This is a genomic window from Sphingobacterium sp. UDSM-2020 (assembly GCF_016132525.1).
GTDB classification, from domain to species: domain Bacteria; phylum Bacteroidota; class Bacteroidia; order Sphingobacteriales; family Sphingobacteriaceae; genus Sphingobacterium; species Sphingobacterium anhuiense.
Genome location: NZ_CP066166.1, coordinates 1,702,796 through 1,723,772, shown reverse-complemented (window position 1 = coordinate 1,723,772; position 20,977 = coordinate 1,702,796). Strand labels below are relative to the sequence as shown.

Genomic DNA, 20,977 nt, shown 5'->3' with positions numbered 1-20,977 from the left:
CAAAAGTAGGTAAATTTATTTAATTGACTGACTCAGGTATTCACCATACCCTGATTTACGCAAGGGTTCGGCAATCTTTAATAATTGGTCCTTATTAATGTACCCCATTCGGTAAGCTACTTCTTCAATCGCTCCGATCTTCATACCCTGTCTTTCTTCAATAACCTGAACAAACTGTGCTGCCTGCATCAGGGATTGAATTGTTCCTGTATCTAACCAAGCTGTGCCCCGATCAAAAACAGCGACATTGAGCTTTCCACGCTCCAAATAGACTTTATTGATATCAGTAATCTCCAATTCGCCCCTTGGAGATGGTTTTATTTGTTTTGCAATGGCGACAACATCGTTATCGTAGAAATATAAGCCTGGAATAGCAAAATTTGATTTCGGTTCAAACGGTTTTTCTTCAATTGAAATTGCTTTTTTATTCTCGTCAAATTCCACGACGCCATAACGCTCGGGATCGTTCACTTGATATGCAAAAACCGTCCCCCCCTCAACATCCACGCAGGATTGCAGTAACTTAGACATCCCTGAGCCATAGAAAATATTATCCCCTAAGATCAACGCTACCTTATCATCTCCAATAAATTCCTCGCCCAAAATGAATGCTTGTGCTAAACCATCTGGACTTGGTTGCTCGATATATTCAAATCGACATCCCAACTGTGAACCGTCGCCCAGTAGCCTTTGGAACTGCGGTAGATCTTGTGGTGTCGAAATGATCAGGATCTCATTGATTCCCGCTAACATCAAGGTGGATAATGGATAATAAATCATCGGTTTATCATATACAGGCATCAACTGCTTGCTCACAGCCAATGTCATGGGATGTAAACGTGTACCTGAGCCTCCTGCTAATATAATTCCTTTCATTTTTTTAATTTTAGTTACGTAGTAATTAGTGACGTAGTGACTAGTAAAGTAGTAACGCATTTTTTTTAGTGACTTAGTTTTTCTTAGTAACATAGCGACTAGTAAAGTAGTGACGTAGTACTTTTATATTTTATTTTTAATATTTTCTATTAATTTCAACAGCATTCTTCTTATCTGAACATTTTCATCTAAAGCTGAATCAATGACAATTGTATACCCTAATAATTTAGCTATTTCGATCTGGGTTTCAATTTCACTCAATGAACCCAAAGCGATATATAAAAATTGGAGAAATTCTTTAGCAGATCTTCTCGCAGCTCCTTCTGCAATATTACTTGGAACCGAAACGGCAGCTCTTCGAATTTGACTGGTCAAACCAAATTTTTCCACCTCAGGAAAATCATGAGATAAATCATATATACTTTTAACATATAAAAGTGAACGTTGATATACAATTAAATCTTTATGACTTCTCATCTCTTATATTTTAGTGATTATATCTTTCGATTACTTCTTCACATCGTTACTTTCGTTACTTGATAATTCCGTTACTCCGTCACTAGTTCACTTTGTTACTTTAACACTTCGTTATCCAAACATCTCACTAGGCTATCTTTCCAAAATGGTACTTCCACTCCGAATGTTGCTTTGATTTTCGTTTTATCTAACAACGAATATTGAGGCCTTTTTGCAGGTGTAGGGTATGCTGTTGTCGGTATCCCCTGTATCTCACAGGTCAAACCTTTAATATCGCGAATGGCAACAGCAAAATCATACCAGCTGATCTCGCCTTCATTGCTATAATGATAAACCCCACCTTGCCAACTTTCTCCATCAACAATATGGACGATCGCTTTTGCTAGATCTGCTGCTGAGGTCGGTGAACCGATCTGATCGTTGATCACAGATATCGAATCGCGCTCGGATAGCAGACGTAACATCGTCTTGACAAAGTTTTTCCCAAAAGTGGAGTATACCCATGAAGTACGGATGATAATCGTTTCGGGGTACCATTTTTGTATCGCTTGCTCTCCTTTTAACTTTGTTTCACCATAAACATTAATGGGACTGACGGGTGCATCTTCTGTCAAAGCGGCACGGCTGTTTCCATCAAATACATAGTCGGTTGAAATGGCGATCAATTGTGTGCCGTGTAAACGACAATATTGCGCAATCTCATCTGCTGCCAAATGATTCACCAGATCGGCAAGATCAGATTCTGACTCGGCCTGATCGACAGCGGTATAAGCTCCAGCATGGATAATCAGATCGGGCTGATACATCCCCAAAATATCTTGAATAATAAAGGTCTGATCCAGCGGAAGCTGCTTGCGATCTAAAAAGAAACATTCTTTTTCAGCATCATGCTCCAAGAGGACTTTCAATTCCTGCCCCAACTGCCCTGATGCTCCTGTAATTACGATCCGTTGCTTTTGATTAACCAATTCCATTTTTATCTTTAAATGCCGTAAAGGATTGTGCTTCTTCATCTTTTTTGGAAAGAATCATATCTTCCCGTGGAACTTGCCAATCAATACTTATTGTTTTATCTAACGGATGAACACCGTCTTCTGCTACTTTGTGATAATGATTATCGCACTTATAGAAAAACACAGCATTTTCTGATAATACCGAAAATCCATGTAAAAATCCACGTGGAACATACAGTTGTCTCTTATTTTCGGCAGATAGTTCGACTGCTTCATATTGACCATAAGTAGCTGATCCTGGACGTACATCGACAGCAACATCCAATACTTTCCCCTCCAAAACACGCACTAATTTAGCTTGCCCATGATCGCCGGATTGCATATGCAATCCGCGAACAACGCCATACTGCGATTGAGATTGGTTATCTTGAACAAATGCTGGTTTTGCCCCTACAATCTGTTCAAACTTTTGATCATTAAAGGCCTCAAAAAAGTATCCTCTTTCGTCTTCAAAAACCGTCGGTTCTAAAATAAAACAGCCTTTTAATTTTGTTTCGGTAAAATTCATGGTTTATTTTTTTAGTGACATAGTAACGAAAGTGAACTAGTAACACAGTTTTTTTAGTGACCTAGTACTCGTCACTTCTTTACTTGTTACTTCGTTATTTGTTACTCAGTCACTTCTTAATCCTTATACTGTTTATCGTAATATTTTTGATAATCTCCTGAGGTGACACTTTCTAACCACTCCTTGTTGTTCAAAAACCAATCGATTGTTTTGGAAAGACCTTCTTCAAACGTTACAGAAGGGTACCAGCCGAGCTCCTTATTGATCTTGGAGGCATCAATAGCATAACGTAGATCATGCCCAGGGCGGTCTTTAACGAAAGTAATCAACTGTTCTGCTGTACCTGCTGGACGGCCTAATTTCTCATCTACCTGTTTGCATAACTCTTTGACCAAATCAATATTCTGCCATTCGTTGAATCCGCCAACATTATACGATTCACCATTCTTACCTTCATGAAAAACAAGATCTATTGCCGTTGCATGATCGATCACAAATAACCAGTCACGTGTATATTTACCATCACCATAGATCGGTAATGGTTGATTGTTCAAGATATTATGAATACATAAGGGAATCAATTTCTCTGGAAAATGATTGGGACCATAGTTATTGGAACAATTGGTCAATACGATAGGCAAACCATAGGTATCATGATAAGCCCGAACAAAATGATCGGAACTAGCCTTCGATGCGGAATAAGGTGAATGCGGATCATAAGATGTTTCTTCAGTAAATAGCCCCTCTGCTCCTAAGGCGCCAAATACCTCATCGGTAGAAACATGATGAAAACGTTTACCTGTAAAATCGTCTTTCCAGATCTGGCGGGCGGCATTCAATAAATTGACGGTACCAATTACATTCGTCATCACAAATGCGGTAGGATCTGCAATGGAACGATCGACATGAGATTCTGCGGCTAAATGAATGACACCGTCCGGTTTATATTCTTCAAAAACACGAAACATATCCAAGGCATCGGTAATATCGGCCTTAACAAAGGTGTAATTCGGTTTTTCTTCTATATCTCGTAAGTTCTCGAGATTACCGGCATAAGTCAAGGCATCTAAATTGACAATATGATAATCAGGATATTTAGTAACAAAATTTCGTACTACATGCGAACCTATAAAACCCGCTCCACCTGTAATTAGGATTGTTTTATTCATAATATGAGCAAAATATTTCTTAACAGCTTAAAGCCCCTTAACGATAATTAAGGGATTAGCATCAAAAGTAATAAGATTTTATGAACAATCAACCAAGGTAAGCGAGTAAAACAAGCTAAAATGCGGTTTTCAGCTTATTTTTTGTCAAAAATCTATTTTTCCATATGTTCCTGATATAGTCCAGATATCGGTATGGCAACGCGAAAGGGTTTCGTCTTTCCGCCTTCAAAATGCAATTTCCCGGAAATAACAGTAAGTATTCCGGTCAGATCTAGGTTGCTAATATCCTTATCCAATACTTTATAACGGATGGATACCTCAGGTTGCGTAAAACTATTATACTGAAAAGGAAGTGATAAAGACTGATCAAGCTGTATATTGACATCAGGGTGTTTTAAATTGACACTTTTTATTGTAGCATGCTTTAATTTTTGATCACTGCTGTTGGTATGGATCACAATCACGCCGCTCTTCACACTGCGATCGCCACTGTACTGCCCAGGCCGCTCTTGAAAAAGATAACTGACCGATAAAGCTCCGTGCTGCGCTAATCGTTGTTTTGCCTGCTGTGCTGTCCAAAAGTAATAACTGCCAAATAAAAATAATACAATTAAAATAATTACAATAATCATTGTGGGTAAAGGTTAAGGGTTGTAAAATAAAAGAGCATTTATAGTAATCAGTAACGTAGTGACCAGTGACGTAGTAACGAAGTAAGTAGTGACCAGTAACAAGTGACTTGGTGACATTGTCAATAGTAACGAAGTAATATCGCTAATAGTTACATGGCTAATACTAAAATTGTTAATAGTAACTAAGTAACACTGTAATGCTCAAAATGGTTTTGCATATAGTAAACATGATTTGCATATAATAACGTAATCAAAAGCCACATCGTATGAATTCGAAATCTTTCATCAGTTTTTAACTGATCATCAACGTCCTACACAGGCTCTGTCCGTCGATCACAAATATAATTACTGAAGATCAAGCAGATACTGCTTTACTATTAATTTATTATAAAATAAACAGGAGATCATTTGTTTTTCTTTTCTCATTATACCGCTGTGGTACTGGCCATAAGCATATAAAAAAGGTACCTTGACAAGCAAGGTACCAGAAACTAATTTATAATTTGGAAAGTAATATGGCTACTGAAATACGGGTAGATCCAATTGCTGGACATTTTGTTCTTCTTGATGCTGATAAATGTTTTCAATTGGAATACTCATTTTGAAGGGGAGCCTATCGCCACCTTTTAAATTTAATACCCCGATCAGCCTGACTTTACAACCCGTTAAATCTATGACCTGCTGGGCTGAATTGATTCGAAAACGGACCGAAATCGCTAATCCTTGATCTTTATTTTCCACAAATGGAATACTAGCAGATTGATTTAATTTGACCGACACGCCTGAATGATAAATCTTAACTTTTCGAATCACAATAGCCCGCAGCTGCTCATTTTGACAAGATGCACTAAAAATAAGGGAACCATAGCGGCTTTTGAGATTCCCACTATACTGACCTGCGTGATCTTGGATACGATAAAGGGCATTTAGTGTAATCTGTTTCTCAAATGGTGAACGTCTGTATTTCCGATTGTATAAATAGTACATCACAAAAGCAGAAAGAAAAACTAAAATAAAAATATAAATCATCATATATATATATGTTAAATATTAAACTAATTTTCAGAAAACTTCGAGCGAACTCAAAGAATAGCTTATCAGGTCGTTATAAAAATGAAATAAATCCTTTTACATGATCTTTTGCAAGACTTTTACAACAGTTCCTAATTTTAGTCAAAAATACAGATGAAATTGATGTTACAACAGAGACCCCAGGGTCTTATTTAACTTTAGATAAAAAAAATCACAGTAATAAACCTCAATATTCAGGTAAATAATGCACATTTGTAGGGACAAATGAAACCTGACCTCGTTGCCCCTTTTTTGCTGTTTTTTTTACTTGTAGTATCTTTAAAAGGGTCTGCAGCAATACAGCGCACAAATGAAATTCCAACGGTACTCATTGCCCAGGAGCAGCTGAACGAAGACAGTCCGCTGTTTTACTACCATAATAAATCCATTTTCAAAAACCCTAAAATCAAGCAGGATGATTATGATGCGAAAGGTACCTATTGGCTCCGTATCCATATCCCGGCCAGTAAAGACTATAAAAAGAAAACTTATGTTCTTTCGTTTAACAACCTGACCTATGTGGACCTGACCCTGATCGACGACCGCAGCAGTGTCGCGATCGATAGCCGAAAAGCGGGACTGTTCAGACCTCTCAAAGAGATCACCCCAGGCGATGACCGGAATCATTTTACACTGGAGATCGATGTCACCAAAACCTACACCTGCCTGTTGAAAATCCATCATATCAAAGGCTACAGCCCCCAGCTGGATTTCTATATCGAAGATCAGCTGGCTTATCTCAAAAGGCAGCAAAAAGAATCCAATATCTATGCCTTCTTGGAGGGAGCCATCATCATATTGCTCCTGTATATTGCACTAACATGGATCGTGTCACGCTACCGACCTTATATCTGGATCTTTACCTTTTTAATGGCGCTAGGCCTGTATAGCTTTGCCTTGCAGAAAGACTTTATAGACTTGTTTTTTGCTGAAAATCCGCGATTGGGCTGGACCATCGCTCCATTATTTTATCGGCTCGGTACGATCAGCTTTTACCTGTTGCTCCTGGATTTTCTAAACCTCAAAGAACTGAGTTCAAAATTTTATAAACTGGCAATCCTCATCTGCTTATTGGTGATCTCGTTTGCTGTTTTCAGCTTTATATATTGCTATACAACCTCCAATTACTTTCTTTCCAACCGCATTAATTTTATTTTAGGAGCGATACACATTGCTTATTTGTCGACTCTATTTATTTATCTCTGGAAAAAGGTGGACGAACCACAGCGATTCCTGGCCTATGGCGCGACCTGTTTTTCATTAGGAATCGGGTTAATTGTGATTTTGTTGATCAAGATGGATGAAAAATCACTACTTTATATCCCGGCCGCGATTCAACTATTTATACTCAGCATAACCATTATCTTTCTAATTGCGATCAGATTACGAATCCGCAAGCAGGAACTCGAATATCACAAATCAATTGAGATTCGGGTGGAAGAACGAACAGCTGAACTGCATTTGGCCAATATCGTTCTAAATGAACAACAGGTGGAGCTCTTAGAAAAAAATAAATACATTGAAACTTTAATTGACGAGCTCAACCACAGGGTTAAAAACAATCTGCAGCTTTTATATAGTCTGGGAAGTCTCTACCGAAAAGGAAATAAAAACAGCTTGGCCAACAATCCCGCCATTCAGGAGATGCAAAGCCGCATCCATACCATGATGCTCGTTAATCAACTCCTGGTCTATAATAAAGGGAATAAGTTAAAATTAGATCAACTGGTGGTAGAAATCATAAGCTACCTTCAAATGCTTTATGATCCAAAGAAAAAGATTGAGATCGACCTATACGGTGCACCCGATTATTGGATCCCCACGCATATATCAACATCTTTAGGTTTAATCATTACGGAGCTTCTAACCAACGCTTATAAGTATGCGTTTCCGGATGAAAGGAAGGTGTCTGCTAAAATCACGCTAGGCATCAAACTGTCTACGGACAAATTGATGATAGAATGCCGGGACAATGGCATCGGATCAAATACGTTAGTGGCCGGCTCGTCTTTGGGAATCGCACTGATCAGAGACCTCACACGACAAATCAAGGGAGAGGTCACCATCGATCATAAAAATGGGTATCACTATCAATTTGAATTTAAAAAAGGTTTATGGAAATAAAAGTATTAATTATCGAAGATGAAATGATAATCGCGCGTTTTATAGAGCAACATTTCTATTCTTTTTATGAGAATATACAGATTAATATTGCACTTTCTGTTGAAGAGGTCGACACGTACATGCAGGTACAACAACCGGATCTGGTCCTGTGCGATATTCAATTACAGGATCATTGTGATGGAATTGATCTGATGGTGAAATATAAAGCTGAAAAGCAATTTGCCCTCATCTTTATCACATCGTTTGAATCCAAGCAGAGTATCGATCGGACAACGGCTGTAAATCCGGACAATTATATTATAAAACCACTGAATGAAAGCCGCCTATATGCCGGAACGCATATCATAATGCAGCGTCTGCTCAGCACGTATACCGATCATAACGCAGACCTGAATCTAGCTGGATTGACCTCTGCGGAAAAACAGGTGTTAGTATTAATCGCCAATGGGTATACGACCAAATATATCGCAGATAAACTATGCTTAAGCCCATACACGATTAAAAATACGCGCCACCGTATCTGTCGCAAGCTTTCACTAGGAGAAGAAAATAATGCGCTGCTCACCTGGGCAATCAAATATCAGCACATGTTGGAAAATTGAAAGTTGTTTAGAATAGCTCAGAAACAACTTTCAATTTGCTATTCGCCAATAGCATAATATTGAAAACCTAGATCCTCCAACTCTTTTCTATTCAAAATCTTACGTCCATCAAATACAAAGGATGGTTTTTTCATTTTATCTTTTACTTTACTCCAATCATAATGCTTAAATTCATCCCACTCGGTCAATATCGCGACAGCATGTGCTTCCGCCAATGCTTCATAAGGATCGCTGACAACAGTCAACAACCGACGGTTTTCCGATGGAGAACGCGTGCCCAAGTAATCCAGATCACGGTAGATCTGCTCTGCAGACACCTTAGGGTCGTAAACAACAATCTCCGCTTCTTCTTCTAATAAATGGTCGGCCACATAAATGGCTGCAGACTCCCGGGTATCATTGGTATCTTTTTTAAAGGCCCAGCCTAAAAACACGATTTTCTTACCATTGACCGTATTGTACATGGTCTTAATGATATGCTGTGCAAACCGCTCTTTCTGATGATCATTTAACAAAATGACCTGCTCCCAATAATCGGCCACAGCAGTTAAGTTGTAGGAACGGGCGATATACACGAGATTTAAAATATCCTTCTGAAAACAGGAACCACCAAACCCGACAGATGCCTTCAGGAACTTAGGCCCAATCCGGGAGTCATAACCAATGGCACGCGACACTTCATCGACATTGGCCCCTGTCACTTCACATAATTCGGAAATGGCATTGATCGAAGAGACACGCTGTGCTAAAAAGGCATTGGCCACTAATTTGGATAATTCGGAAGACCACAGATTAGTGGTCAATATACGTTCCCGTGGTACCCAAGCTTCGTAGATCTGTACCAGAGCTTCAATAGCTCCGGCATCTTCACCGCCGATCAGTACACGGTCGGGATGATGCAGATCGGGTATTGCTGTACCTTCTGCCAAGAATTCAGGATTGGAGAGAATATGAAAATTGACACCGTTTCCGGTATTATCCAATATACTCTTCAATGTTGCGGCCGTGCGTACAGGTAAAGTAGATTTTTCAACAACAATTTTATCGTCTTTTGCAACTCGTGCAATCTGACGGGCACATAATTCTATATATTTTAAATCGGCAGCCTGCCCTTTTCCTTTACCATATGTTTTGGTAGGCGTATTGACCGAAATAAAGATCATATCTGCCTCTGCAATCGCTTTGTCAACATCAGTAGAGAAAAAAAGATTGCGCCCTCTGGCTTCAGCAACAACCGCATCTAAACCGGGTTCATAGATCGGTAAATTGTTTAAATCTGGATCATTCCACGCATCGATACGAGACTGATTTAAATCAACAACTGTAATCGTGATATTTGGATTTTTCTGCGCAATAACCGACATCGTCGGCCCACCGACATAACCCGCCCCGACACAGGCTATTCTCTTAATTTCTCTCATTTATATATATGTAATACAGCATACAACGACCTAAAAGTCTTAACCAACAAAATATAAGGATATTAAAGCAGCTATATGGATGTCGAAATTACTCATTTATTTACTAAATTTCAATACGGAGCGGAATAAATTTGTCAGACAACGGTGAGATCTATATCTTCGTAATGTTCAACTTTTTAGAAGAAAAGAGATCCATGAAAAAGAGAATATTGATAACAGGCGGAGCAGGTTTTATCGGCTCGCACTTATGCAAAAGATTGCTGGATGCCGGCAACGAGGTGATTTCTTTGGATAATTATTTTACAGGATCTAAAGAAAATATAGCCCCATTATTATCAAACCCGTACTTTGAAGCGATCAGGCATGATGTGACTATGCCTTATTTTATCGAGGTGGACGAAATTTATAATCTAGCCTGCCCAGCCTCGCCGATACATTATCAGTTTAATGCGATCAAAACGGTCAAGACTTCGGTGATGGGTGCCATCAATATGCTGGGACTGGCAAAACGGTTAAACATTAAAATTTTGCAGGCTTCTACAAGTGAGGTCTACGGTGACCCGATCATCCATCCACAAACGGAATCATACTGGGGAAATGTCAACCCCATCGGTATCCGCTCCTGCTATGACGAAGGCAAAAGATGCGCAGAAACATTGTTTATGGACTATCACCGCATGAACGATGTTAAGATAAAAATCATTAGAATATTTAATACCTATGGCCCAAATATGCATCCGAATGATGGCAGGGTCGTATCGAACTTTATCATTCAGGCGCTAAACAATAAAGATATTACGCTCTATGGAGATGGTTCGCAGACCCGAAGCTTTCAGTATGTAGATGATCTTATCGATGGTATGATTAAAATGATGGAAAGCCCTGTTGAAACGATAGGTCCCATTAATATGGGAAACCCCAATGAATTCAGCATTCGTGAACTGGCAGAAAAGGTGATCACGCTGACAGGTTCCAAGTCTAAAATTATCTTTCAGCCTTTGCCTTCTGATGATCCTAAACAAAGGAAACCGGATATTGATCTGGCAAAAGCAAAATTAAACTGGGAACCTAAAATCCAACTGGAAGAAGGACTTATAAAGACCATTGCTTATTTTAAAAATCTGTCTTAAATATGATTGCACCGTTTTTCTTTTGAAATACCGGGCACCTTTTACATAAAAATTGATAACCTCTAAAACAGACCAATTCCCATCTTGATGTAAAGTCAGTTTAACAACAGAATGTTCATGGCTGCATTTAACCGCATTGATCAACAGATTTCGGAGTATTCGTTTCATAATATCCACGTCAAAAAAGATATCCGGTCCCTGTTGTAGTTACAGATCGAAATTGATATTTTTGATTTTTGCAGACAACTGATAATCAGCGATCCACAAAATCACCACAAGCATATATAGGTACTTTATCGCTAAAAAAAATGGGAATCCACATACAAGTAGAATTCCCATTAATGCATACAATATAAAAAGCCGTATGTTTTTTAATAAAACGTAATCTTACAAAAAAACACGTAACGCTTTTCAGTTTGTTGTATATTTTTAATCGATCAGTTTGGACTGGTGTCGTTCCAGTGTATTGTAGATTTTCTTAACATCCTGAGAACTTTCTTTTTGTAAGATCAGGAAGGCATCTTTTGTATAAACCAGGATCGTATTTCTTAAACCAACGAATGCACTGTAAACATCCGTTCCGATCACCATGTTTCCATTTTCATCCGTAGGATGACCGGTATGCTTCAGATAATCATACATCGACTCAAATGAACCCAGATCGGACCAGTTAAAATGTGTTGCAACAACGCGAATTTTTTTGGATCGTTCCATCACAGCATAATCAATACTGATCGAGGGAATCTCTTTGGATAATGCCTCATCCAAAATACCATCTTTCTTATGTTGCCATGCGGCTAATGCTGTTGCATAAACCCGGGGCTCAAACTGTTGAAGTTCGTGCAATAACGTGTCCGCACGAAAACAGAACATACCCGAGTTCCATAAGAAATTACCCCTTTCTATAAAATCTTCTGCAGTTTCTTTATTAGGTTTCTCACGAAAAGACAGTACCTGATCACCTTTATATTCAATATAACCATAACCCGTCTCCGGCTTAGTTGCCTGAATACCAAAAGTAACAATATATCCTTGGTTTGCCTTTTCAATTCCTTCTTGAATCGCTTTATTATAGCTTTCGTCGCCCACGATAACATGGTCTGAAGGAGTAACAACCAAAATATCATCAGCATTAGCCGCAAATGCCGCAAATGCAATCGCTGCAGCTGTATTACGAGGAGTAGACTCCACGATATCAATATATTCCACCCCGCCGTTCTCCATAACTTCTCGGCTTAATTGATTATTATCTTTATTCCCCACAACAATAACCTGGTTACATAAATCCCGATTACGGTTGACAGTCATCTCAAACAAAGATCCTTCTTTAAACAAGGAAAGGTATTGTTTAGGAAAACTTTTACGCGACAGTGGCCATAAGCGGCTACCCACTCCACCCGATAAAATCACATGTACGATATTGCTCATTCTATTTTTATAAATTATTTTCTTTTTTAGTGATGTATTGACTAGTAAAGTAGTAACGTAATCTTTTCTTAGTAACGTGGTGACGATAGTGAACTAGTGACAAGTTATCTGTTACCTTCGTTATTCGATTACTTAACTTTCTCCGCTTCTTTCGCAGCAACTTCTTTTCGTAAACCTGTACTTGAAAAACGGTGGCTACGTTTATTATAATAGATGTCGATACCTTCTTCCACACAATATTTCTTTCCGGTGAAATCCATATCGCGGTATTCTTCTCCAATGATACGCACCTGAATAGGCAAAGCTTTGATCATATCGATCAAGTCCTGCTCGGTTTCGTAAGGAATAATCTCGTCCACATAACGACAACCTTCTAATTGGATATAACGCTCCACAACAGTTTGTGTAGGTGCAGATTTTTCTGGTGAAACTTCTGAAGGATCGGTATTGAGTCCAACGATCAGATAATCGCAATTGCGGCGTGCTTCCTCCAACATCATGATATGTCCGGCATGCAACAAATCAAATACACCAAATGTAATTCCTATTTTCATGTAATGTGTTCTTTCTTTTTTTAGTGACGTAGTTTTTAAGTGACGTAGTGACTAGTGATCAGTAACGCAGCTCTTTCTTTTTGGAGTGACGAGTTCTTTAGTGACGTAGTAACGATAGTGAACTAGTGACTAGTTTTTTTGTGACGAGTTATATGCAACCTGTTACTTCAGTACTCCGTTACTTCTTCACTTGGTTACTTCGTTACTCTGTTACTGCTTTACTCTGATACTTACTAACCTTTTTCCACCTCATGTTCGGCAACGATACGACGCAGACCTGAACTTGAAAAACGATGATCGCGGCTATTGAAATATAATGCGATACCAGATTCTTCGCAATATTCACGCCCCGTAAAATCACGCTCACGGTATTCATCACCAACAATACGCACATCGATCTTAAACGAACGCAGTACATCTTGCAGATCCTGTTCTGTCGCATAAGGCACAATCTGATCCACATATTTACAGCCTTTGAGTTGGATATAACGCTCCACAACAGTCTGTGTCGGTTTGTTTTTCTCAGGACGGTCCAAGGTTGGGTCAGTTTGTAGGCCACAAATTAAATAGTCACACTGACGTTTGGCATCTTCCAGCATCTTGATATGACCTGCATGCAACAGATCAAACGCACTGAAAGTAATGCCGATACGCATTTCTTTAGCAGGTATTGTAATCATATTTAAAATTATAATAACATGAATTAAGTACAGTTTTATTACTATCTCAAAGATAGAGATTATTTGTAATACAAAAGCCATTCCGAAAAGTTCATAAAAATTTAATATTGAATTATGCTAACACAAAACATCGGATTATCCATATTCCAGCCTATACAATTAACAAGTTATTAATTCATTAAAAAACATCAGCCATTAAATCCTTGCGGTATTACGCTAAACCAGCATTAAAATTAAATTCTAAAGATGAAAAAAATCAAGCAATTGTTTTTAACTTCACCTCAATAATATTGTATATCAATCACAATATCGCTAAGTTTGTTATCATTAAGCTAATTATAATGAAATGTGTACCCTTTAAAGTGCTGTGTATAGGTGGAGCAATCACTTTGCTATCCATAGCATGCAATCCGAAACCGAAGTCTGATCAACAGGATCATGCAGAAGACAAGAAAGCCATCGTCTACACCGGTGCGGACAGTGCTGTATTAAGCTACTGGGATAAAATTGATATGCAGGATACCGCAAAAATTAAAGATCCCAATATTGGCGAGCAGAAATTAGCTGACTTTATCTCGGCACTCAACTCGGTATCAGATACTGTAGCGGATCATGCTGTAGCACGCATGTTGGATAAAGCAAAAGGAAACAAAGTAACTTTTGATCATTTTATTAAATTATATGAACACTATCTTTACGAAGGCAATTCGCCTATGCGTAATGATAACCGATACGAATCTGTACTGCGCTACCTCATAAAAACCGATCAGCTGACAGACCTTGAAAAAGAGGCCTACCGCCCGGTTTATAAATTGGTACAGCGGAATAAAGTAGGTCTATTAGCAGAAGATTTTAGTTTCGAAACCAGCGATGGCAAAACCCAAAAGCTGTCGGATGTGAAGTCAAAATATACACTACTGTTTTTCTACGATACGGAATGTCCACACTGTAAGCAAATGATTACGGCGCTTAAAGATACACCACAAGTTGTCGATCTTTTTGAAAAAAAACAGATCCAAATGGTAACCATCGAACCTTGGGGTGACCGTACTAAATGGAAAAACTTTCAAACGCATCTGGCAGAAAATTGGATCAATGGTTTTGATACCGAATCTGTCATTCAGAAAAAACGACTTTACGATACCAAAGCTTCGCCGACAATCTATCTTTTAGATGCGGAAAAAAAGGTGATCTTAAAAGATACCGAACTGCAACAGGCACTTCAATATGTGGTCCAGCTCACCTAAGTTAGGAAAGATGGATAAAACAGAACCACGTATCATCACGAATGAGCTGTATTTTGAAGAAGTACAACGTTTACTCCACGAAGGAAAAGAAGTTTGCATCCGCATAAAAGGCAATAGCATGTTACCTTTTATCAAGAATGGAGACCGGGTGCTGCTGGTAGCATCTGCCGATACGCCTTTACTTTTGGGAGCAAATATCTTGGCTAAGCATGAAGGAAAGTTTGTTTTTCATCGCTATGTGGGTAAAAAGAATGGAAACATTGTTCTTGCGGGGGATGGAAATATCGCATTGCATGAGTATGTAACATCATCCGATATTATAGCGATTGCTACAAAACATTATTCAGGAGACAGTGATTTTGCAAAAGATATCAGCAGCACCTGGCCACGATTTAGGGGTATGAGCTGGTACCGGCTAAGAATCGTTAGAAGGGTAATCAGTGCACTAAAAAGAAGGTTTCTGACCTAATTTCTTAGAATGCGAAGGATTGATTAACTTTGACTTTACTAATTTTTTAACTTTAACATAAATGAAATTAAGAACAGATTTAGTTTTAAGAACAATAGGTTCGGATCACATGATTGTGGATCCTAGTCAAGATATGGTCGATCTTTCTACAGTATATACATTAAATGATTCTGCAGCATGGCTTTGGGAGCAGTTGAAAGGAATAGAATTCTCAAGTGCTACTGTAGTTGAGCTACTCTGCGAACACTATGATGTAACGGAAACACAGGCACAAGCTGATGCTGAAATTTTAATTCAGGATTTCGAAAAACAAGGTTTGCTGCAAAAATAAATGCCCAAAAGAACCACTAGCTGTGACCAATAATAATAACTTGAAACAGCATATCCGCTGGGCCTGGTCGATAAGCCAGGGATACCGATCGAAACTGCTCCTGTATTTTATATTGGAGCTTATTGCTATTGTGCTCTCCCTACTTTTTGTGTATCTCTCCAAAAAAGCGGTAGACATGGCCATTTCTCCGGAAGACCTTCCGTTGAAGTGGACACTGATCGGAATTGTGACAAGTGTTGCTATTGGCATCGGAATACGGGCATATACCAGCTGGCTTAATGAAAGGATCAAAATGATGATGACCTTTCAGCTGCAACGGAATATGCTCGATGCACAGATGCTCTCGGTCTGGAAACTGATCAAAAACTGGCATACAGGTGATATCCAGATCCGAATCCAAACGGATTGCGAAGAAGTGGCCACTATGATCGCAAAATCGGCACTTTCATTTCTGCTTACCGTAATACAATTACTTGCTTCACTGGCGTTTTTATGGTATATGGATCCGATGCTGGCACTCATGATATTGGCCATATCGCCCCTATTCCTATTTTCGAAAATATACTTCCAAAAAATGCGCAAGCTGAGCAGGGAAGTAAAAAGTGAAGAGAGTAATTTCTCTAACATTCTGCAAGAAAATCTTCGCTTTCGACTCTTGATCCGGGCTATGGGTATCTTTCCAAAAAGAAGGCAAAAACTCACCGCCAGCCAGCAGGAGCTTTTCATTTTGAAAATGAAACAGCTCAATTTTTCGACCTATACCCAGAGTGCCATGAAAATCTGTATCAATGCGGGCTATCTGCTCACCTTTATCTGGGGAATCTATAGACTGCATAGTGGACAGATCTCATTTGGTACCATGACAGCGTTTTTGCAATTGGTGGCAAGGATACAAACACCGATTCTCGCACTGATCACCTATATACCGGGTTTTGTACGGTTCAGAGTTTCTGCCGACCGCCTCTTAGAACTTAAAGAAGGTGAGATAGAACCGCAGATCGAACAGCAAAGGTTACTGCAAACAACAGCGCTACAAATCCAGGATCTATCTTTTAGATATGAAGATAAATGGGTGTTAAATAACCTGAATTTAAACCTGATGGCGGGTCAGCCTACCGCGATCGTAGGTCCCAGCGGTAAAGGAAAAACAACCCTGATACGCTTATTGCTATCGCTGATCAAAGCAGAAAAAGGCCAGATATTACTCACGGACCACGAGGGTACCAGACCCTTAACTGCTGCACACCGCATCAATTTTGCCTATATTCCACAGGGAAATTCACTCTTCAGTGGAACTATTCGGGAAAACCTGATGCTCCATGTTAAAGAAGGCGAGCATATTGCTTTAGAAAAAGCCCTATGGATTGCTTGTGCAGAATTTGTACTGGAACTGCCTGATGGTGTCGATACCGTGGTCGGTGAATCGGGAATGGGCCTATCCGAAGGACAGGCACAACGCATTGCGATTGCCCGAGCGCTGATGCATAATGGTGATATCTGGTTATTTGATGAAGTGACTTCGGCACTGGACAGAAATACGGCCGACACACTGATCAAAAGACTTTTAGAATTTGGGCAAGATAAATTATGCCTTTTTGTAACACATGACTTAAACTTGGCCGATACATGCGTACAGCGTATCTATCTCGACTAATGAACGCGCTATGACTTTAACAAACCCTACTGAAATATCGAAAAAATGCTATAAAATAGCAGATCTAATACTGGAGATCAACTATCCGGCTAGCCTAGATCTGGAAAAATTATTACCCTCTTTCCGTGATTTTCAATACAATACAACGAAAGAAAACAGGACCATCCAGGTGAACCTGAGTATGGAGCAAGCTGCGCAAGGTGAAGACCTCGGGCAACTCTTAAGTGATCAGTCCATATCATGGGGAGACCGCTTCTGTTTTTATGAAAAAGAAAACACATTTATCACGACAATAGCCAATGATCGGGGTAACGACTTTTGGTATCTGTACAGTGAAAGAGATTTTGCTCAGTCGACCATTTATATCCCAGAAAGTACCGAAACAGAACAGAGTGCAGTTATCTGCTGGATGCTGATGATGCTTTTTGGTCAGGCCGCCCTGCTACACGATGTCATTATGATCCACGGATCGGTCATCAACCGAAATGGTCAGGGCATAGCATTCCTGGGTAAAAGCGGTACAGGAAAAAGTACGCATAGCCGTCTGTGGTTAAAACATATCCCAGATACTTCATTGCTCAATGATGATAATCCGGCGATCCGGATGACAGATAATGGCGTGATTATTTATGGTACCCCTTGGAGCGGTAAAACGCCTTGTTATAAAAATGAAGCGATACCATTAAAAGCATTTGTACGTCTGCAACAGGGACCAGAAAATATATTTGAACAATTATCTGGCTTGAAAGGTTTCATTGCTGTATTGCCAAGTTGTACAGCTATTAGATGGAATAAAGATCTTTTTGCAATGATGAACAGTACATTGGAAAAAGTAATCAGCCAGGTTCCTGTTGGTTTTCTAAAATGCTTACCGGATGAAGCGGCTGCAGAACTCTGTCATCAACGTATTTTTGAGACGCCGTCATAAGTCATAATGCCTCACACTAGTACCAGCTTGCTGTATCACAATTGAACATTGAATGAGGTGATCTGCTTCATCCCTATAAATGAAAAGCGGGATCGATATAGATGGATCCCGCTCTTTTTATTTTAAAAATCGGAATGATCAATCGATCACTCCCTATATGTTACAGCACGACTAGTTTTTCAAAAGACCTCTTTCAGGAAGAGCATTGACAGCACCACCGATTGACATACGGGCATGTTGGCTTGCACGAACACGCGCTGACATTTTCTTTGTACTTCCCGGGACGGCATCTTCCAAAGCCGTCTCTAACATCGTCTCTTGCGTATCACCTGTCGGCAAAAAGATATAATCATTTACATTAGGTTTATCTGCCACTAATCCATCCCAGTAATCTGCGAAATCATCAGCGTTTTTCAACTGGAAAGATGCTGGCCAAAAGGAAACACGGTCTTCAATAATCTGTTCAAAAAAACCAACAGGTTTACCGTAAGTATGTGTTCCTGTCGCGATAATCTGCACGTTCATATAAGGTTTTAAGACATTAATCAGCATCTCTGCAGCTGAAGCCGTTTTTTCACTTACCAAAAAATACACTTTACGCAGATTCAACGTACTTGTCTGACTGAAATATGTATCTCTGAACATACCATTGGTACCTTTCTGAGTTCGCTCCATATAAGCGTTACAGATATAGGTCACCATCAGCTTCTTATCTGAAACTTTTGTTCCTGCAATCTTGTTTGCAATATATACCGCAGCATCAACATAACCACCTGTATTATAGCGTAAATCTACGATCAAATCCTCAATATGCTTATCTTCAAACGTTTTAAAAGAAGCATCTACCCGTTGCTGGTTATAATTATTACGTTCTATCTCTTCAAAAGAAGACAGCGCAAAATAGCCCACATTCTTAGTGGCATATTCATATACGGAATCTTGATAAATAGGATCGATGGTATAGGATCCATAAGAAAGACTTACATTATAAGTCGTCCCATCCTGACGCAAGAGCGCTAGCTGAAGACCGCCACCTTCCAGTGCATTGGCTACACGGTTTCTCATATTATTAAGCGCATTGGGATCTACAGGCTTACAGCCTGAAGCATCACAATTGATCGCAACAGTAAAGTCGGTCTCGCCATTGATAGCCGTTACCATATCCGATCGCTTTAACCCAGCTTTATCAGCAGGTGAACCTCCTTCAATAAAATAGATAACAGGTCTTGCGACTTTAGAATCAACCGTACCCATGGAAATATATAAACCATAACCATCATTCCGATCCATTTTTAACTTCGCCGTAGCATTGATATTATAACCATTAAGTCCATCGATAAAAGAAAAACGATCATACACACCACCATACTGGGCATAGTTCGCATAGGCAGGAGTCATACCTTTCAGAGCATTGAGAACACTACTAGCAGAATTGTACTTATCTGTGAATTCGGATGGAAGCTCATATTTTGGAATGGATTTCTCTTCCCATATGGAGTACAGTTTATAATAATAATAGATACTATCCCGAATTTTTTGATCCGTGGTTCGTACAGTAGGTTCAGGTTCTGGCTCTGGATCTGGTGTATTTTTTTTACAACTAACGAAAAAAAATGCAACCAGAATAAAAACAACCCACTTTCCGAAAGGTTGCTGTAGCGCTATCTTCATATTTTTTAATATAATATTAAACAAACTTAGATAAATAGTATCTCATAAACAATAACATGATGCTGATTATAATACAATTATTTTATCGGCTAATGAAGTGATGGAGTAACGGAGTGAAGAAGTGACGGAGTAACCAGTAACGAAGTGACAAGTGAGGGAAGTAACAGAGTTACAAGGGTGATATGAACAATCTAACTCACTAACATGCTCACCCAATAACTATTTATAACTTACCAATCCATAAATAATAAGATTGGGGAGCACGTGCATTACCGTGTGTCTCCCCTTCTTAAGTATGAATGTAACAAAAAAAACGAACCTATAAAGTAGTGACGGAGTGACATAGTAACAAGTGACGAAAGAGTAACAAAGTAAAAATTTCTAAACTTCTAACTCTATAACCAACTAACCTTCATCTAACTTTCTAACCCACTCACTTTCTAAAATCTAACTACTAAAATCAAACTTGACTAACCTGCTCCGCCTCAAGCATCCCAACTTTAATGCGGAAAGGCACACGTCCTGATTTTTCGGAAGTAATATAACCGATAACAGTTGCATGGTGATGGCTTAGGAAATCAGGTTTACGCACTGCACCCCGTATTCTAAAACGTACGGAAGCCTCATAGGCCTGGTTTGAATCGGCAGGAAACGTGATCATAATGATCTGATCCAAGCTTACACTGAGACAAGCATGATCCATGATCACATCTTTCACAACAATATTACGTGTGTCCTGATCTGTTCTTTCAACTTTAAGTAATAATGCCCCGTTTTTTGATTTACCGTATTCTCGCTCATCATTTTCTAAGTGGTGAAAGCGATAGTGCACCTGTAAAACAGCGCGTTTTAAAAACTCAGCAGACAAGCGCGATCTGCGCCAGTAATAAAAACCAGAAACTAAAATTAAAGCAGTAAGTAAAAGATAGACGTAAAACATATTATTAAAAAATAAGAACCATTTGCGACAAATCTTTTCAAAAGGCAATTTT

At 39.2% G+C, this 20,977-nt stretch carries 21 protein-coding genes; 8 read left to right on the top strand and 13 right to left on the bottom strand.

Features of this window, described 5'->3' with window-relative positions:
- Window positions 1–15: 15 nt before the first annotated feature.
- From rfbA to JAZ75_RS07525, 7 genes are all read right to left on the bottom strand, one after another.
- Window positions 16–876 carry a glucose-1-phosphate thymidylyltransferase RfbA gene (gene rfbA, locus JAZ75_RS07555; RefSeq protein ID WP_208700922.1) on the bottom strand — a complete coding sequence of 287 codons (861 nt, stop codon included), beginning with the start codon at window positions 874–876 and terminating at the stop codon, window positions 16–18.
- A gap of 123 nt (window positions 877–999) precedes the next feature.
- Window positions 1,000–1,353 carry a four helix bundle protein gene (locus tag JAZ75_RS07550; RefSeq protein ID WP_208700920.1) on the bottom strand — a complete coding sequence of 118 codons (354 nt, stop codon included), beginning with the start codon at window positions 1,351–1,353 and terminating at the stop codon, window positions 1,000–1,002.
- Window positions 1,354–1,448: 95 nt separating this feature from the next.
- Window positions 1,449–2,366, bottom strand: a complete 918-nt coding sequence (gene rfbD / locus JAZ75_RS07545; RefSeq protein ID WP_232789379.1) for a dTDP-4-dehydrorhamnose reductase — start codon at window positions 2,364–2,366, stop codon at window positions 1,449–1,451.
- Entirely contained in the window at window positions 2,314–2,874 is a 561-nt protein-coding gene (rfbC, locus tag JAZ75_RS07540) for a dTDP-4-dehydrorhamnose 3,5-epimerase (RefSeq protein WP_208700918.1), read from the bottom strand. The genes rfbD and rfbC overlap by 53 nt, the downstream gene beginning before the upstream one ends.
- 116 nt (window positions 2,875–2,990) lie before the next feature.
- A complete protein-coding gene (rfbB, locus tag JAZ75_RS07535) occupies window positions 2,991–4,043 on the bottom strand; it encodes a dTDP-glucose 4,6-dehydratase (RefSeq protein ID WP_208700916.1) in 1,053 nt (350 codons plus the stop codon).
- Between the two features lie 152 nt (window positions 4,044–4,195).
- Window positions 4,196–4,675: a hypothetical protein gene (locus JAZ75_RS07530; protein WP_208700914.1), complete on the bottom strand. Its 480-nt coding sequence runs from the start codon at window positions 4,673–4,675 to the stop codon at window positions 4,196–4,198.
- Between the two features lie 519 nt (window positions 4,676–5,194).
- Window positions 5,195–5,707, bottom strand: a complete 513-nt coding sequence (locus JAZ75_RS07525) for a hypothetical protein (RefSeq protein WP_208700912.1) — start codon at window positions 5,705–5,707, stop codon at window positions 5,195–5,197.
- Window positions 5,708–5,971: 264 nt separating this feature from the next.
- Here JAZ75_RS07525 and JAZ75_RS07520 point away from each other — a divergent pair, with 264 nt between their 5' ends.
- Both JAZ75_RS07520 and JAZ75_RS07515 read left to right on the top strand, forming a co-directional pair.
- Window positions 5,972–7,870 (top strand): 7TM diverse intracellular signaling domain-containing protein, encoded by a 1,899-nt coding sequence (locus JAZ75_RS07520; protein ID WP_208700910.1) that lies wholly within the window; start codon window positions 5,972–5,974, stop codon window positions 7,868–7,870.
- Window positions 7,861–8,472 carry a DNA-binding response regulator gene (locus tag JAZ75_RS07515; protein ID WP_208700909.1) on the top strand — a complete coding sequence of 204 codons (612 nt, stop codon included), beginning with the start codon at window positions 7,861–7,863 and terminating at the stop codon, window positions 8,470–8,472. The genes JAZ75_RS07520 and JAZ75_RS07515 overlap by 10 nt, the downstream gene beginning before the upstream one ends.
- Before the next feature lie 38 nt (window positions 8,473–8,510).
- Here the strand turns inward: JAZ75_RS07515 and JAZ75_RS07510 are convergent, their stop codons facing one another.
- Window positions 8,511–9,893, bottom strand: coding sequence for a nucleotide sugar dehydrogenase (locus JAZ75_RS07510; protein ID WP_208700906.1), 1,383 nt, complete (start codon window positions 9,891–9,893; stop codon window positions 8,511–8,513).
- A gap of 194 nt (window positions 9,894–10,087) precedes the next feature.
- On the opposite strand from JAZ75_RS07510, the gene JAZ75_RS07505 reads away from it, so the two are divergent.
- The gene (locus JAZ75_RS07505; protein WP_208700904.1) at window positions 10,088–11,023 is read left to right on the top strand and encodes a UDP-glucuronic acid decarboxylase family protein; all 936 of its coding nucleotides are present in this window, start codon (window positions 10,088–10,090) and stop codon (window positions 11,021–11,023) included.
- Window positions 11,024–11,452: 429 nt separating this feature from the next.
- Here the strand turns inward: JAZ75_RS07505 and JAZ75_RS07500 are convergent, their stop codons facing one another.
- The 3 genes from JAZ75_RS07500 to JAZ75_RS07490 all read right to left on the bottom strand — a co-directional run bounded on the left by JAZ75_RS07500 (window position 11,453) and on the right by JAZ75_RS07490 (window position 13,661).
- Window positions 11,453–12,451: a mannose-1-phosphate guanylyltransferase gene (locus tag JAZ75_RS07500; protein WP_208700902.1), complete on the bottom strand. Its 999-nt coding sequence runs from the start codon at window positions 12,449–12,451 to the stop codon at window positions 11,453–11,455.
- Window positions 12,452–12,579: 128 nt separating this feature from the next.
- Window positions 12,580–13,005, bottom strand: coding sequence for an adenylyltransferase/cytidyltransferase family protein (locus JAZ75_RS07495; RefSeq protein WP_132844242.1), 426 nt, complete (start codon window positions 13,003–13,005; stop codon window positions 12,580–12,582).
- 233 nt (window positions 13,006–13,238) lie between these two features.
- Complete coding sequence (locus JAZ75_RS07490) at window positions 13,239–13,661, bottom strand: adenylyltransferase/cytidyltransferase family protein (RefSeq protein WP_208702381.1); 423 nt, start codon at window positions 13,659–13,661, stop codon at window positions 13,239–13,241.
- Between the two features lie 365 nt (window positions 13,662–14,026).
- On the opposite strand from JAZ75_RS07490, the gene JAZ75_RS07485 reads away from it, so the two are divergent.
- The 5 genes from JAZ75_RS07485 to JAZ75_RS07465 all read left to right on the top strand — a co-directional run bounded on the left by JAZ75_RS07485 (window position 14,027) and on the right by JAZ75_RS07465 (window position 18,314).
- Entirely contained in the window at window positions 14,027–14,932 is a 906-nt protein-coding gene (locus JAZ75_RS07485; protein WP_208700900.1) for a DUF5106 domain-containing protein, read from the top strand.
- A 10-nt stretch (window positions 14,933–14,942) separates the two neighbouring features.
- Window positions 14,943–15,401: a S24/S26 family peptidase gene (locus tag JAZ75_RS07480; protein ID WP_208700898.1), complete on the top strand. Its 459-nt coding sequence runs from the start codon at window positions 14,943–14,945 to the stop codon at window positions 15,399–15,401.
- Between the two features lie 61 nt (window positions 15,402–15,462).
- A complete protein-coding gene (locus JAZ75_RS07475) occupies window positions 15,463–15,732 on the top strand; it encodes a PqqD family protein (RefSeq protein WP_132769884.1) in 270 nt (89 codons plus the stop codon).
- A 22-nt stretch (window positions 15,733–15,754) separates the two neighbouring features.
- On the top strand, window positions 15,755–17,386 hold the full coding sequence (locus tag JAZ75_RS07470; protein WP_207902413.1) for an ABC transporter ATP-binding protein: 1,632 nt from the start codon (window positions 15,755–15,757) through the stop codon (window positions 17,384–17,386).
- 10 nt (window positions 17,387–17,396) lie between these two features.
- Complete coding sequence (locus JAZ75_RS07465) at window positions 17,397–18,314, top strand: hypothetical protein (protein WP_208700896.1); 918 nt, start codon at window positions 17,397–17,399, stop codon at window positions 18,312–18,314.
- A gap of 171 nt (window positions 18,315–18,485) precedes the next feature.
- On the opposite strand, the gene JAZ75_RS07460 is transcribed toward JAZ75_RS07465, so the two are convergent.
- On the bottom strand, window positions 18,486–19,985 hold the full coding sequence (locus JAZ75_RS07460) for a S41 family peptidase (RefSeq protein WP_208700894.1): 1,500 nt from the start codon (window positions 19,983–19,985) through the stop codon (window positions 18,486–18,488).
- Window positions 19,986–20,445: 460 nt separating this feature from the next.
- Window positions 20,446–20,925 (bottom strand): hypothetical protein, encoded by a 480-nt coding sequence (locus JAZ75_RS07455; protein ID WP_021188624.1) that lies wholly within the window; start codon window positions 20,923–20,925, stop codon window positions 20,446–20,448.
- Window positions 20,926–20,977 lie beyond the last annotated feature (52 nt).

Excerpts from the sequence above, each read along its gene's own strand:
- rfbA (WP_208700922.1), bottom strand. The coding sequence starts at position 876 with ATGAAAGGAATTATATTAGCAGGAGGCTCAGGTACACGTTTACATCCC.
- JAZ75_RS07550 (WP_208700920.1), bottom strand. The coding sequence starts at position 1,353 with ATGAGAAGTCATAAAGATTTAATTGTATATCAACGTTCACTTTTATAT.
- rfbD (WP_232789379.1), bottom strand. The coding sequence starts at position 2,366 with ATGAAGAAGCACAATCCTTTACGGCATTTAAAGATAAAAATGGAATTG.
- rfbC (WP_208700918.1), bottom strand. The coding sequence starts at position 2,874 with ATGAATTTTACCGAAACAAAATTAAAAGGCTGTTTTATTTTAGAACCG.
- rfbB (WP_208700916.1), bottom strand. The coding sequence starts at position 4,043 with ATGAATAAAACAATCCTAATTACAGGTGGAGCGGGTTTTATAGGTTCG.
- JAZ75_RS07530 (WP_208700914.1), bottom strand. The coding sequence starts at position 4,675 with ATGATTATTGTAATTATTTTAATTGTATTATTTTTATTTGGCAGTTAT.
- JAZ75_RS07525 (WP_208700912.1), bottom strand. The coding sequence starts at position 5,707 with ATGATGATTTATATTTTTATTTTAGTTTTTCTTTCTGCTTTTGTGATG.
- JAZ75_RS07520 (WP_208700910.1), top strand. The coding sequence starts at position 5,972 with ATGAAACCTGACCTCGTTGCCCCTTTTTTGCTGTTTTTTTTACTTGTA.
- JAZ75_RS07515 (WP_208700909.1), top strand. The coding sequence starts at position 7,861 with ATGGAAATAAAAGTATTAATTATCGAAGATGAAATGATAATCGCGCGT.
- JAZ75_RS07510 (WP_208700906.1), bottom strand. The coding sequence starts at position 9,893 with ATGAGAGAAATTAAGAGAATAGCCTGTGTCGGGGCGGGTTATGTCGGT.
- JAZ75_RS07505 (WP_208700904.1), top strand. The coding sequence starts at position 10,088 with ATGAAAAAGAGAATATTGATAACAGGCGGAGCAGGTTTTATCGGCTCG.
- JAZ75_RS07500 (WP_208700902.1), bottom strand. The coding sequence starts at position 12,451 with ATGAGCAATATCGTACATGTGATTTTATCGGGTGGAGTGGGTAGCCGC.
- JAZ75_RS07495 (WP_132844242.1), bottom strand. The coding sequence starts at position 13,005 with ATGAAAATAGGAATTACATTTGGTGTATTTGATTTGTTGCATGCCGGA.
- JAZ75_RS07490 (WP_208702381.1), bottom strand. The coding sequence starts at position 13,661 with ATGCGTATCGGCATTACTTTCAGTGCGTTTGATCTGTTGCATGCAGGT.
- JAZ75_RS07485 (WP_208700900.1), top strand. The coding sequence starts at position 14,027 with ATGAAATGTGTACCCTTTAAAGTGCTGTGTATAGGTGGAGCAATCACT.
- JAZ75_RS07480 (WP_208700898.1), top strand. The coding sequence starts at position 14,943 with ATGGATAAAACAGAACCACGTATCATCACGAATGAGCTGTATTTTGAA.
- JAZ75_RS07475 (WP_132769884.1), top strand. The coding sequence starts at position 15,463 with ATGAAATTAAGAACAGATTTAGTTTTAAGAACAATAGGTTCGGATCAC.
- JAZ75_RS07465 (WP_208700896.1), top strand. The coding sequence starts at position 17,397 with ATGACTTTAACAAACCCTACTGAAATATCGAAAAAATGCTATAAAATA.
- JAZ75_RS07460 (WP_208700894.1), bottom strand. The coding sequence starts at position 19,985 with ATGAAGATAGCGCTACAGCAACCTTTCGGAAAGTGGGTTGTTTTTATT.
- JAZ75_RS07455 (WP_021188624.1), bottom strand. The coding sequence starts at position 20,925 with ATGTTTTACGTCTATCTTTTACTTACTGCTTTAATTTTAGTTTCTGGT.